General features: G+C 37.5%; 15 protein-coding genes. 6 read left to right on the top strand and 9 right to left on the bottom strand.

Going from position 1 to position 12,176, the window contains the following annotated elements; all coding sequences use genetic code 11:
- Positions 1-78: 78 nt before the first annotated feature.
- From O7776_RS15700 to pdxS, 3 genes are all read right to left on the bottom strand, one after another.
- Positions 79-711 (bottom strand): YdeI/OmpD-associated family protein, encoded by a 633-nt coding sequence (locus O7776_RS15700; RefSeq protein WP_274307904.1) that lies wholly within the window; start codon positions 709-711, stop codon positions 79-81.
- A 326-nt stretch (positions 712-1,037) separates the two neighbouring features.
- The gene (pdxT, locus tag O7776_RS15695; RefSeq protein ID WP_274307903.1) at positions 1,038-1,652 is read right to left on the bottom strand and encodes a pyridoxal 5'-phosphate synthase glutaminase subunit PdxT; all 615 of its coding nucleotides are present in this window, start codon (positions 1,650-1,652) and stop codon (positions 1,038-1,040) included.
- On the bottom strand, positions 1,642-2,526 hold the full coding sequence (gene pdxS / locus O7776_RS15690; protein WP_274307902.1) for a pyridoxal 5'-phosphate synthase lyase subunit PdxS: 885 nt from the start codon (positions 2,524-2,526) through the stop codon (positions 1,642-1,644). Before pdxS ends, pdxT begins: the two co-directional genes overlap by 11 nt.
- A 403-nt stretch (positions 2,527-2,929) precedes the next feature.
- Here pdxS and O7776_RS15685 point away from each other — a divergent pair, with 403 nt between their 5' ends.
- Together O7776_RS15685 and O7776_RS15680 are read left to right on the top strand one after the other, a co-directional pair.
- Complete coding sequence (locus tag O7776_RS15685; RefSeq protein WP_274307901.1) at positions 2,930-4,891, top strand: methyl-accepting chemotaxis protein; 1,962 nt, start codon at positions 2,930-2,932, stop codon at positions 4,889-4,891.
- 98 nt (positions 4,892-4,989) lie between these two features.
- Positions 4,990-5,340 carry a hypothetical protein gene (locus tag O7776_RS15680; RefSeq protein ID WP_274307900.1) on the top strand — a complete coding sequence of 117 codons (351 nt, stop codon included), beginning with the start codon at positions 4,990-4,992 and terminating at the stop codon, positions 5,338-5,340.
- A 162-nt stretch (positions 5,341-5,502) separates the two neighbouring features.
- Here O7776_RS15680 and O7776_RS15675 read toward each other — a convergent pair whose 3' ends face one another.
- The gene (locus O7776_RS15675) at positions 5,503-6,102 is read right to left on the bottom strand and encodes a C40 family peptidase (RefSeq protein ID WP_274307899.1); all 600 of its coding nucleotides are present in this window, start codon (positions 6,100-6,102) and stop codon (positions 5,503-5,505) included.
- Positions 6,103-6,525: 423 nt separating this feature from the next.
- Between O7776_RS15675 and O7776_RS15670 the strand changes: the two genes are divergently transcribed.
- Positions 6,526-7,017, top strand: coding sequence for an LURP-one-related/scramblase family protein (locus tag O7776_RS15670; RefSeq protein ID WP_274307898.1), 492 nt, complete (start codon positions 6,526-6,528; stop codon positions 7,015-7,017).
- 95 nt (positions 7,018-7,112) lie between these two features.
- Here O7776_RS15670 and O7776_RS15665 read toward each other — a convergent pair whose 3' ends face one another.
- The 3 genes from O7776_RS15665 to O7776_RS15655 form a co-directional block, all read right to left on the bottom strand.
- Positions 7,113-7,640 carry a YceI family protein gene (locus tag O7776_RS15665; protein ID WP_274307897.1) on the bottom strand — a complete coding sequence of 176 codons (528 nt, stop codon included), beginning with the start codon at positions 7,638-7,640 and terminating at the stop codon, positions 7,113-7,115.
- Between the two features lie 245 nt (positions 7,641-7,885).
- Positions 7,886-8,671, bottom strand: coding sequence for a serine/threonine protein kinase (locus tag O7776_RS15660; protein WP_274307896.1), 786 nt, complete (start codon positions 8,669-8,671; stop codon positions 7,886-7,888).
- A complete protein-coding gene (locus O7776_RS15655; RefSeq protein WP_241370131.1) occupies positions 8,668-8,835 on the bottom strand; it encodes a hypothetical protein in 168 nt (55 codons plus the stop codon). The genes O7776_RS15660 and O7776_RS15655 overlap by 4 nt, the downstream gene beginning before the upstream one ends.
- A 272-nt stretch (positions 8,836-9,107) precedes the next feature.
- Between O7776_RS15655 and O7776_RS15650 the strand changes: the two genes are divergently transcribed.
- The gene (locus O7776_RS15650; RefSeq protein ID WP_274307895.1) at positions 9,108-9,281 is read left to right on the top strand and encodes a hypothetical protein; all 174 of its coding nucleotides are present in this window, start codon (positions 9,108-9,110) and stop codon (positions 9,279-9,281) included.
- Positions 9,268-9,858, top strand: coding sequence for a Fic/DOC family protein (locus O7776_RS15645; protein WP_274307894.1), 591 nt, complete (start codon positions 9,268-9,270; stop codon positions 9,856-9,858). Before O7776_RS15650 ends, O7776_RS15645 begins: the two co-directional genes overlap by 14 nt.
- 22 nt (positions 9,859-9,880) lie before the next feature.
- Here O7776_RS15645 and O7776_RS15640 read toward each other — a convergent pair whose 3' ends face one another.
- Positions 9,881-10,828, bottom strand: a complete 948-nt coding sequence (locus O7776_RS15640; RefSeq protein WP_274307893.1) for a VOC family protein — start codon at positions 10,826-10,828, stop codon at positions 9,881-9,883.
- 42 nt (positions 10,829-10,870) lie between these two features.
- On the opposite strand from O7776_RS15640, the gene O7776_RS15635 reads away from it, so the two are divergent.
- Positions 10,871-11,446 carry an alpha/beta hydrolase gene (locus O7776_RS15635; protein ID WP_274307892.1) on the top strand — a complete coding sequence of 192 codons (576 nt, stop codon included), beginning with the start codon at positions 10,871-10,873 and terminating at the stop codon, positions 11,444-11,446.
- Between the two features lie 148 nt (positions 11,447-11,594).
- Here O7776_RS15635 and O7776_RS15630 read toward each other — a convergent pair whose 3' ends face one another.
- A complete protein-coding gene (locus tag O7776_RS15630) occupies positions 11,595-12,170 on the bottom strand; it encodes a hypothetical protein (RefSeq protein WP_274307891.1) in 576 nt (191 codons plus the stop codon).
- Between the last annotated feature and the right edge of the window lie 6 nt (positions 12,171-12,176).

Raw genomic sequence — 12,176 nt, 5'->3', positions numbered from 1 at the left:
GACATACAGGCGTGTCCGTTTCCATTTGGGGGAAAACTGTCTATCAAATTACTGTGCGAGCTGCGATTATCAGAGTATCTACATATTGCTTTTTTTAAACAAATCTTTCGTTTTAAACCCAGCTTCTAAAATCTGAATCATTTCTTCCTTTCGATGGGACTGTGTTTCAGCCTTCTTCGCACTAAATACATAGCGTGCCCAATCCTTTTTGTAGCCAGGTGTTAAACTTTCATAAAGTGATAAAGCCTTTGGATAATCATTTAATAAGCTCGTAATTTCAGGAATATATCCCTCGTAATCGCCAACACGCTGGCTAGAAGCAGTCTTTTTTTGCTTGACCGGCTCATGCTTCATACCAAGTATTGAAAACGTATCATCGAGTGATTGCAGACTCGTAAATTTGATGGCACTTTGTAGAGCATATTTGTCGTCATCCACCTGCAGTGCGGGGAAAATTTCATCTCGGCCAATATAAGTTGCGTATTGCTTATTCCCTTTTTTCGGATAAATGAAAAACAAGTAGCCATCTGGTGCAAGTGATTTTGCCGCAATGACCGCTCGTAATCCCTTTACCATTTCCTCTAGATTGTAAACAAAATAGAGGATTCGATCGTATGTTTGTTCATTTGAAGTTGTAGTAATCGTAAAGTTTTCCGGCGCATGTAAAACTTGAACTTTTAACACATTTTGTAATTTAAACTTTTTCTCCAAAAATCCCACTCCCTCGAATGCTTATTATTAAAATTATTACTTGTTATTTTTAGAATAGCAAATGAGATGTGAATAAAATAGAGGTTTGTAATAGCTTTATAGCTAGAATTGAAGAGGCAGTATTGGGATTGGCAACTGAATAAAGATAAACTTCTTGGGAATTTAAAGTATTGCAACCCATATACTTTCTGATGTTCAACCGATTGTTCATTGAATAGGTAATAATAGAGGAACTGTCCAAAAAAGTGTTTGCTTTTTGATCAGACTCAGTAAAAGGTCTGCCCCAAAAAAAATTCCGGACAGACCTTTTCTACTATTTAAGTCTTTCAAAGTTGATCAGACTTGCAGTATTTTTCTCCACTCTGTTCAACCATCGTTAAAAAATACTTCATTACTCGTACATCCTCTGTTAACTCTGGATGGAAAGAACAGCCCAAGTATTGTCCATCGCGAGCGAGTACAATACGACCATCATATTCTGCGAGTACCTCTACATTTTCACCAACTGAAACGATATGCGGGGCACGGATAAAGACAGCAGCTACATCTTCGCCGATACCTTTCGCATGGAGCTTGACTTCAAAGCTATCCTTTTGACGCCCAAAAGAATTGCGCTCCACTACACTACTCATCAATCCTATATGGGGCGCTTCATAGCCGACAACTTCACCAGCTAATAAAATCAAACCCGCACAAGTGCCGAAAATGGGCCTACCGCTTTGTCCAAAAGCACGTAATGGTTCAAGAAATTGATAGTGATCGATTAGTTTTCGCATTGTTGTACTTTCACCACCAGGTAAGATTAAGCCGTCAATGTTAACCAAATCCTCAACATGCTTAACAACAACTGCCTGTGCACCGACTGTTTCAATGGCGTTTACATGCTCACGAACTGCTCCCTGTAAAGCGAGGACGCCAATCTTTTTTTGATTACCAGCCACGTTCCTGCATCCGATCCGCAGCAGCTAATTTTGAAATTTCAATGCCAGTCATTGGTGAACCTAAATCTTTAGACACGCGAGCGATTAATTCATAATCTCGATAGTGTGTTGTTGCTTCCACAATTGCGCGTGCAAATTTTTCAGGATTTTCCGATTTAAAAATACCAGAACCTACGAAAACACCGTCAGCACCTAGCTCCATCATTAACGCGGCATCCGCAGGCGTTGCTACACCTCCAGCTGCAAAGTTAACAACTGGTAACCGACCTAAGCGCTTAATTTCTAACAATAATTCAAAAGGTGCACCTAACAGCTTTGCTTCTGTCATTAGCTCATCTATGTTCATGCCGACAACACGACGTACTTGCGCATTTACTTTACGCATATGACGAACGGCCTCGACAATATTTCCTGTACCAGGCTCACCCTTTGTACGTAGCATGGATGCCCCTTCGCCGATACGACGAGCAGCCTCACCTAAATCACGGCAGCCACATACGAATGGAACTGTATAGTCACTTTTTAGTAAATGGAATTCTTCATCTGCCGGTGTTAATACCTCAGATTCATCGATATAATCCACACCCATTGATTCTAATACACGCGCTTCTGTAATATGACCGATACGTGCTTTCGCCATTACTGGAATTGAAACGGCAGCCATTACTTCTTCAACAATTTTTAAATCCGCCATACGTGCAACGCCGCCAGCTTTACGAATATCTGAAGGAACACGCTCTAACGCCATAACTGCTACTGCTCCAGCTGCTTCAGCGATTTTTGCTTGCTCGGCGTTGACAACATCCATAATAACGCCACCTTTTTGCATTTCTGCCATCCCTCGTTTTACACGATCTGTACCAAATTGAACCATGAGTAAAAACCTCCTAAAGATTAATACGTTTAGTATAGTGGAAATTGATATCTTTAAAAGTACCAAAATATCAATTTTTGAAGTGGTCAGTTTACAGAAGAAAACTTTTTTGAAGGTCGAATTTATTTCAGAAACACAAAATCGGGTGGTGTTCGATAAATCAGGTTTGCATCTGAAATTCCGACACCCTCTTTTTGTAGCTGTGGTCGTGGAAAACGAACTACCGAAACTGAATTCAGCCCCGCACTAAAAATTCCATCTCAACACCAACCAAATTATTCCCCATTTTTTTACACTGTACAATTTAAATTTCCTACAATTCCTGTTATGATATTTGTTGTGACAAAATTGTGATAAAATTGTCAAAAAATAATAATGCGATAAATTACATAGAGGTGAAATTGTGCGCAAGAAAACGATGAGAACGAGGTTAACTTTTCTATTATTAGCAGTATGTATTTTACCGGTTCTCGTAACTGTGGTAGTCAATTATTTTGCAACAACATCAAGCTTTGAGTCGATTCAAAATGAAGATCAAAAGCAAATGGAACATATTGTGAATACCCAAGTCGAAACAGAAAAGGCGCAACTGCAGGCGATCGCTACATCACTTGCGAAAAATCCAGAAGTGGCGGCTATTTTGCAATCAACGAACCGCGCTTCTATAAATGAAAGCATGAATGCGCTGTTTACCAAACTTCAGCATGAGCAGCAGCTAGCCGTACTAGAAATAGGAGATGCACAAGGAATGGTTCATGTGCGCGGCCATAATTTGGAGCAATTTGGTGATGATAAGTCCAAAACTTCTGCAATTCAGGAAACCTTAAATGGCAACGTAATTAGTGGGCTAGAGTATGGGAAAAGTGGACTAGCGATTCGTGCTTTCGCTCCGATTGAAGTGAACGGAACAATTATTGGTACGGTTCAAGTTGGGGTAAATGATCAATTTATTAAGCTTATTCAGGAATTATTGCCACTTGTGCAGCTTCAATTTTTAAATCCAGAAGAGCTAGAAACTTTGCTTGCCAAAAGCGAGGACGTCTCTTTAAAGGAATTGTTAAACGGTGACGCTACACGTGTATTTATAGAAGATGCACAAGTAATCGAAAGCTACTTGCCATTTTTAGACCCAACAGGAAAAGAAGTGATTGGCGTCATGCTGCTGAAGCAAGATGTTTCGGCAATGCAATCCATCCAATCGGGTATGTTTACAACGGGCATCATTGTATTAGTGCTTGCGTTCTTCGCAGCCATTGTTATTGCAATGGTTTATAGCAAATCGTTAACAGCGCCAATTGTAAAAACGGCAAAATCGCTGCAGCTTTTGCGAGATGGTAATTTAACACAAACAATCGAATTAACAAATCGCCAAGATGAGATGGGTATGATGATGCAAGATATGAAAGATATGCAACAGCAGCTTCATAGTACGATTAAAGAAGTTTCGCTTGCCTCAGAAACTGTTTCTGCTCAGAGTATCCAATTAAAAGAAGATGTGTCAATTGCGTCGTCTAGCTCACAAGCAATAACGCAAGTGATGGAAGATATTTCTTCCGGAGCAGAGCGTCAAACTTTCGCCATTACAGAAGTTTCGGAAACGGTAAATGATTTTTCAAACCGTTTACAAGAAACCGCACAGCAAAGTACCATCTTACAAAACTCGTCACAATCGGTACGTGCGCTATCTGAAAAAGGTGCACAACTGATGTATGCCTCATCAGCGCAAATGAATGAATTGCAAATGGTCATGAATGATGCGGTAACAAAAATGGCGGCATTAGACATTCAAGCAAATAAAATTACAACGTTCGTATCCATTATTGAAGAGGTAGCAAATCAAACGAATTTGCTGGCATTAAACGCTTCGATTGAGGCGGCACGTGCTGGGGAACATGGCAAAGGTTTTGCTGTAGTGGCAGAAGAGGTACGCAAGCTTGCGGTTCAAGTAGAGCAGTCCGTTTCAGAAATTACGTCCATTGTTTCAACGATACAGCGCGATTCCACAAATGTAAGTGATTCGTTACAAAACGGCTATACACAAGTAGAACTCGGCGTAAGCCAATTAGTAACAACTTCGCAAACCTTTAATGAAATTGAACAGGCAGTAGCGACGATATCCGAGGCGATTGCTGAAATGATGCAAGGTTTAGTACAAATGAACGGTGAAAGTCAGGAAATTAATGCAACAGTTCAAGAAATTGCTGCGATTAGTGAAGAAACGACAGCCGCTGTGGAAGAAACAACGAGCACATTAACGGAATCAAGTGCATCTATGCAAAATATTGCCGTTTCTACCGAGCAGTTAACACAACTAGCAGAGCAATTAAATCGAATTGTTAAACTGTATAAAGTTCATCGGTCATAAGCGGTGGTATGCGTGTTAATGGGAGTTTTCAAAGAGTACTAACTGTGATACAGTAGCTACACTACCGCCAAGCAATTGGCAAATATGGAGGCGATGTAATGACAAATACAGTAGATGAGTTTGTAGAATCATTAGTAGCGGCAACGATTAATAATGAAGTGAAGTGGAACGTGGGTTCAGAAGGGTTAACGGATGCAATCGAAGAAGTGTATGGCAATGCAGATGCGCTATATACGTTTTTTGATGAGGAAGCGGGTGCCAATGTAGTGCTTGCGACATATCAGTATTACGAAGGTGAAGTAGAAGCAGATGAATTCATAAAAGACGGAGCGAGTATTTTACTTGTAGATGCTGATGATTTTGAAATTTTAAATGAAATCACGGATGAAGATGTAGAAGATCCAGCAATTTTTAAGACGCTAATTGATGCAATTAATTCAGCAAAGTAATCCATAAAATGAAGGCAGCCTATGACCAAATAGCTAGGCTGCCTTGATATGAAAGCTATATAAAGCAGTGTTTGCGTAAGATGAATTATTGATCAACACAAAACTTAAAAACTCCCTATTTGTTTAGTTTGTAAACAAACAGGGAGTTTTGCTTGTATGAAATTAAATGCGACCATAGGCTGTAAACTTCGATTTCCAATAGCCATCTTGGATAGATGTGATGTTTACTTTAGACCCACTTGCGTTAATCATTTTACCGTTACCCATGTAAATACCTACATGTGAAATGCCTCTTTTATACGTGTTACTAAAGAACACTAAGTCCCCAACTTTAGGAGTGGATACCTTTGTTGCGTTATTATATAAGCTTGCGGCAGTTTGGCGTCCCACTGATTTACCTGATTTTGAAAATACATAAGATACGAAACCTGAGCAGTCAAAACCAGATGGTGATGAACCCCCAAAAACATAGCGTGTGCCTAATTGTTGTTTGGCTACAGAAATTACTTTAGAGCTGTTTACTGAAGCCGAAGTAGCAGTATTAGAACCAATTTGTAGTTTTTGTCCAACGTTGATGTTTGTTGATTTTAAGCTATTTGAACTCATAATCGATGAGTAAGTCGTACCGTATTGTTTAGCGATTTTAGCTAATGTATCGCCACTTTTTACAGTATATGTAGCTGCCGAAGCGCCAGACATAGATGTAAATAATAGTGATGTACCTAAAGAAAATGCTGCAATTGTTTTAAAAAATTTTTTCATGATATATGTTAAACCTCGTAGATGTAAGTTTTTTTAGCTCGAACTGAACTAACGAGATTAATCATAACAAAGAAATATTTCACTTACTTTTCAATAATATTAAAAGAAAATGTTATTTTGTAATAATATCGTAATATGATGTGGGAGATTAAAAAGGGGGCCTCATAATAACTCGGGCGAAATGAATAATGAAGTTACCAAACCATATATTTTATGTGATTCAACTGCACCAAAAGTGATGCATTTTGCGTTAGAGTCGGCTGTACAATATATTTAACAAGCAAACCGCTGTTTGTTTTAGATTGTAAGCATATAGCGGCTTTTTTTTTGTCCTTACTTTATGCATGAGACATTATTTATTTGAATCTTTCCTACTTCAATTTCGTATTACAGAAAAAGCCTTTCGAAAAGGAGCGGAGATCGATGAAATCATTTTATTTAAAGCAAAAAATCATGAGCATGCGCGGACGTTTTAATGTGTTTGATGATTTACAGCAAGAGGTGTATAAAATCGAAGGTAGTTTTCTACAAATTCCGAAAACGTTTACGATTAGTGACTTACAGCACAATGAAAAGGCACTGATAACGAAAAAGACTTTTAGTTGGTTGCCAACGTTTTATGTAGAAGTAGAGGGACGTCAGATATTTACAATTAAAAAGGAATTTACATTTTTTAAGGCGAAATATTTGGTCGATGGTGCTGGAATTGAAGTGGATGGAAACTTATGGGATATGGATTTTGATGTTGTGAAGGATGGTCAAGTGATTGGCCGCGTATCAAAAGAATGGATGACATGGGGCGACACATATCAAATTCAAGTATTAGATGAGGCATGGGAAATGATTGTTATTGCATTAGTTGTAGCGATTGATTGTGTAAAAGCTGACCAAAATACAGCGGCGGCAAGTGTATAAGAAAAAAGCATCTCCGTAAAATTTCGGTGGAGATGCTTTTTCGGCGTGAATTGTTTTTCCAATCATAACATTGATTTGCAGAGCATATGGAATAATTACTGTGCTGGGTTTACTTCTAATTCCACATTAATTTTAATATCTTTTCCTACTAGTACACCGCCTGTTTCAAGTGCTTGGTTCCAAGTTAAGCCGAAATCTTCACGGTTGATTTTTGCCGAAGCCTCGAAGCCGTATACTTCTACACCCCATGGATTTGTACCTTTGCCACCAAATTCAACATCGAATGTTACTGGCTTAGTAATGTCTTTAATTGTTAAATCGCCTGTTACTTTGAAGTCAGTACCATCTTTTTTAACATTTGTAGAAGTGAACGTCATGCTTGGGAAAGCGTCTGCATCAAAGAAATCTGCTGATTTTAAGTGGTTGTCGCGGTCTGAGCTTTTTGTGTTGATGCTTGCAACGTCAAGTGTAAAGTTAATTGTTGCATCGGATAAGTCCGCTGGATTGGCTACGTCAAGATTTGCAGTATAACTGTCGAATTGGCCTTTCACTTTTGATACCATCATGTGTTTTACTTCAAAGCCTACCGTTGAGTGTGATTGATCGATTGTCCAGTTTGTCATGTTCATTTTCCTCCTGAAATTATCTCGAATTTGAGATATTAGTTAAAATAAAATTCCCGTTTTGATTGGGAAGAATTTCTATTATTAATTTGAATTCATTTATCTTGAATTCGTAATAAATATATCACGGATAAAAATGACTGTCAATATAATAAAATTATTTATTTAAATTTTCTTTATAGTCTTAAATTTAAGGTTGATTTTTGGTGTATTAGGAAGTTTAGAAGAAAAGGTCTATCTGGAAATCAATGTTCCGAATAGACCCTTAATTGTTGGAGTGCCTGTAGCGCTTCTGAGGCATTTTGAAATGGCGTTTTGATAGTCAATAAGCGCTCAATATAATGTTGAAGCGCGACGGGAAGCTGGAGCTCTTGCTGCCAAGTTGTACTTTTTTTAGCTTGTGGTTCATAGATTGAATACAATAAAAACAACATAAAGTGTCCAACCGCATATAAATCGCTCAATGGATGTGGAGCTTTTTTTGGGTTTTTTTCGCCGTGCAAATTGAAATATGCATCGATGTTTGTCGCTAAGCCAAAATCAATGATGTGTAATCCATCGTCAGCTACAAGAACATTGGGAATGCGGAGATCACGGTGGACAATGTTTTTTTCGTGTAGTTGTTGTACAAAATACAAAAGATCTTTTGTTATTGAAATCGTGTCATCGATGGAATAGGTTTGTTGCTGTTCGAAAATTGCCTTTTCAAATGTATAGCCGTCGACAAAGCTCATTAAATAATAGGGTGCATCTCCAATAAATCCACTCGCAATGAATTTCGGAACGGGCAGATGCTGGAGCTCTTGCAACAGGGCCATTTCTTGAATAAATCGTTGCTTGGATGTAGGTTTTAATTGATTAGCTTTTAGACGTTTTAACACGACCTGCTCTTTTGACTTACGATGTTGTAATAAATACGCAACGCCGTACGATCCCTCGCCTAGTATAGTGATAAGCTCATAATCTGTGTATTGTTGAATATAATGCTCTGTACGCTTTCGATACTTATTTTCTAGAAAATAAAAAATCATGACCAGCTACTAAAGAAACTACGTGAGCTACGTTTTTTACGTTTGTAATAATGATGACCGCGATAGTTATCTTTATGTGAATAGCGACGACGGCTACTTGAAGAAGAATAGTGGCGGTAGCCTTTATTTGACCCAAGAAGGTTTTGAAGAATCTTTTTTAGCATAATAATAACCCCTTTTTTACTTGTTTTATTGTTATACGTATTAACGTCTTAAAAGTTTCTAGATTAGTAACAAATTTAATGAAATGAGCATAAAAATTTGATAAGTGCAGTGAAACGACGGAAGGATTTTTTCATACGATTTCTATAGCTAGTAAACTTCAAACCCAAAGCAGCACAACCATTCGAGCTTGATTATAGGCTGTATCAAAATTTACTTCACAGTAAAAAAGCTTTATAATTAAAAGATAAAGCAAGTTTGTGGAGGGGTTCTTTTGTCTAAAATTCATTTGGAATGCGACGCCTATAAGCGCGTAGAAAAAAACTTAACGCTTGAAAATTTTCCAATCAATAAAGAAGTCGCATTGCAAGCAATTGAAATTGTTAACGAAGGAAAATCACTAACAGCAGAAATGATTAAAGAAGTGGTGAATAGTGAAAAAGTATAATTTTGGTGAAGATGAGTCGTATTTACTCGAGCAAAATTTACTGGGCATTGATAATTACGATGATTTAGAACTTGCCGAGCAATTTGCATTTACCGTGCGTAGCTTAGAAATTGAGTGCGGTAAATATACGATTGATAGTTTTAACTTAGCGTCACTGATGACGCTGCACCATTATTTATTTCAAGATATTTATCAATTTGCTGGTGAAATTCGTAAAGTTCAACTCATAAAAGGGGATACGCGATTTTGCCAAATGCAATATATATTATCAATGTGTGAGAAACTTTTCACGGAGCTGGAGCAAGAAGGGGATTGGCCCACTGTCGAAATAGCAGCTCAACGTCTGGCATATTACAAATCAGAGCTTAACATCATTCACCCGTTTCGTGAAGGAAATGGCCGCGCAATTCGCTTATTCATTCATGCGTATGCGAAAAGTAAGGGCTATAATTGGGATTTTGTGAAATTAGAGCGTGACGGTTATATGCAGGCGATGATTGATGCGGTACTTGATACGAATAAGCTACAGAACATTTTTTTGCATACATTACAAAAAGGAGATTTCCCGCGATTTTAGGGAATCTCCTTTTTCTTAGTCGTTAACGAATTGTGCTTTCAATAAAACTACGGCGCTGTTCTAAAAATGGTGGTAAGTATAGTTCGATATCATCTAATTGATCCGTTTTCATTACAGCCTTTTTGAAATTTGTTTGTTCTGTTGCTACTTCGATTAATAAATTATTTGGTTCGCGGTAATAAAGCGATTGAAAGAATTCACGATTTTTAATACCCGAATAGTGAAAGTTTTTTTCTAAAATTGATTCTTCAATTTCCAATAAAGTATGATTATCTTTTGCATTGAGTGCAATATGTTGAATTGCACCGATGCCCATTTGCTCTAAGTTTCGAGTACGGTCCTCATACAAATGCAACTGTTGTTCGAATAGTACATTATCTGTGCCTAACACTGTAACGTGATAGCCATTTTCTTCAAACGTTGTAATTTGTTTTAAGCCGAATATTTCTTCGAATGATACGGCTGTCGCCTTGGCAAAACGCACTCTGCAATGCACCGAATGAATACCAAAAATAGCATGCTCTACTGGGATATCCGCAGTTATATAGGGATAGTATTGCTCATCTTCACGCATCGTGACAGGGGTAAGTCCGAGTAGCACACCGTCATGATCTTCAAAACGTAAAATTTTGCTACCATTATATTCTTCGATTTCGCAGTTAAACACGCCGTGCGTATTTAGGCGAGCTTCCCAAAATATTAATGATTCTTCACTTGGCACCGCAAAAATTGTACGCTCTAATGCGTTGGTACCATAAGTTTTTTGCGGACCATTTTTCATTTCAAATACGCTAAATTCGGTACCAGGGCGCCCTGTTGTATCACCGAAAAACAAATGATACATTTCCATATCGTCTTGATTGACAGTTTTTAATAGAAAATCCATGCCAAGTAATTTATGATAAAACTCAAATGATTGTTTACTGTCGCGGTTAATGACAGAAACGTGGTGAATAATTGGACTTGTCAATTGTCGCACATCCTTAAAAATAATATAGGGAGAGATGTAATTGTGGATTATTTTAGCATAGATGGTCCGTTAAATGAATGGATTGTACTTTTTCATGGAACGGGAGGCAACGAATTTAGCCTATTACAAATCGCAGGGGATATTGAGCCAAATGCTAATATCTTATCATTAATTGGTAATGTCGGTTCAAGAGAAAGCAGACGCTTTTTTTCCCCTTTAGAGAATGGAAAGCTCATACGCACTGATTTCAATGAGCGTGTTGAAGAATTCCTTACGACTTGGCACCATATTAAACCAACGAATACAGAGAAGATAACATTTTTAGGCTATTCGAATGGGGCAAACTTTATTTTAGGTATTCTAGAAAAGGCGCCAGAAATTGCTGATTGTATCGTGCTAATGCATCCAGCTAATTTAGGTTATACGTTTGAAGGTGGAAGCAATGTTCAAATTTATATCACTGCTGGTTCAATGGATACACTGGCGATTCCAGGAGATACGATGAAATTAAGTAAGCAACTTGAACAACATTTCCCAAATACAACGTTTAAACTCGTTGATAGTGGGCATGAAGTGAGAGACATAGAAATTGATTACTTACGAAAAGTATTGAAATAATGAATAATGCGAACACCCGAAATTGGGTGTTCGCTGTTTTTTTCTTTTTTAAACATAAAAGAAATTGGGGATAGAGTGGAACTTATTAATGATTAAGTAATTTATACAGTTCTACAATAAAAAAGTTGCTATTAGGCAATAGAACCTACTAACATCCTTTTAAATACGGTTGTATATCGTTGTAAGCAAAAAAATGCATTCTTTCGCATTTTTGTACAGTTAAATGTACTTGTAGAAATTCGAAAGTTAGAATCTTCATAATTCGAAATACCTCGTCGTGTGGTTCATAATCTGTATCGGTTAAATAATAGTAATTATATTTCTTCAGCATTGGAGGGTTGATTTCTTCGTGTTGATTTACAAAAATGGTCAATTCATTAAATGCATGTAAAACTAGAAAATAGCAATATAAAAATGCATGATGGTGTTTGGTGCGATAAGATTGTAATATTGTTTGTAATTGGTCTGGCGTGGAAATTTTCAAGCGGTTTGCAAAATGTTCATCATATGCATGTAAAAAATTTTTCTCAAATTTAATGAATAAGTATTCTTTTACCTGATAGTAGTTAACCCATATATTGAACACCGCGGCTTTTGTATTGTTTTCATTTTGAATATCGGTAGGAAGTGGGGGTAACTCCGGAGAATATTGCTCCCAAAGACGATCAAATAAAGTCATATAAAACGGATCGATTTCTTGATAACTACTATAATTTAAAGGCATCCATAT

Source organism: Solibacillus daqui, assembly GCF_028747805.1.
Taxonomy (GTDB): Bacteria; Bacillota; Bacilli; order Bacillales_A; family Planococcaceae; genus Solibacillus; species Solibacillus daqui.
Note: the sequence above shows the minus strand (reverse complement) of the source record. Positions and strands in the feature narration are given on the sequence as shown.

Bases quoted from the DNA above. Each gene is read 5' to 3' on its own strand.
- pdxS (WP_274307902.1), bottom strand. From the start codon at position 2,526: ATGGTTCAATTTGGTACAGATCGTGTAAAACGAGGGATGGCAGAAATG.
- O7776_RS15680 (WP_274307900.1), top strand. From the start codon at position 4,990: ATGACAAATACAGTAGATGAGTTTGTAGAATCATTAGTAGCGGCAACG.
- O7776_RS15675 (WP_274307899.1), bottom strand. From the start codon at position 6,102: ATGAAAAAATTTTTTAAAACAATTGCAGCATTTTCTTTAGGTACATCA.
- O7776_RS15670 (WP_274307898.1), top strand. From the start codon at position 6,526: ATGAAATCATTTTATTTAAAGCAAAAAATCATGAGCATGCGCGGACGT.
- O7776_RS15665 (WP_274307897.1), bottom strand. From the start codon at position 7,640: ATGACAAACTGGACAATCGATCAATCACACTCAACGGTAGGCTTTGAA.
- O7776_RS15660 (WP_274307896.1), bottom strand. From the start codon at position 8,671: ATGATTTTTTATTTTCTAGAAAATAAGTATCGAAAGCGTACAGAGCAT.
- O7776_RS15655 (WP_241370131.1), bottom strand. From the start codon at position 8,835: ATGCTAAAAAAGATTCTTCAAAACCTTCTTGGGTCAAATAAAGGCTAC.
- O7776_RS15630 (WP_274307891.1), bottom strand. From the start codon at position 12,170: ATGCCTTTAAATTATAGTAGTTATCAAGAAATCGATCCGTTTTATATG.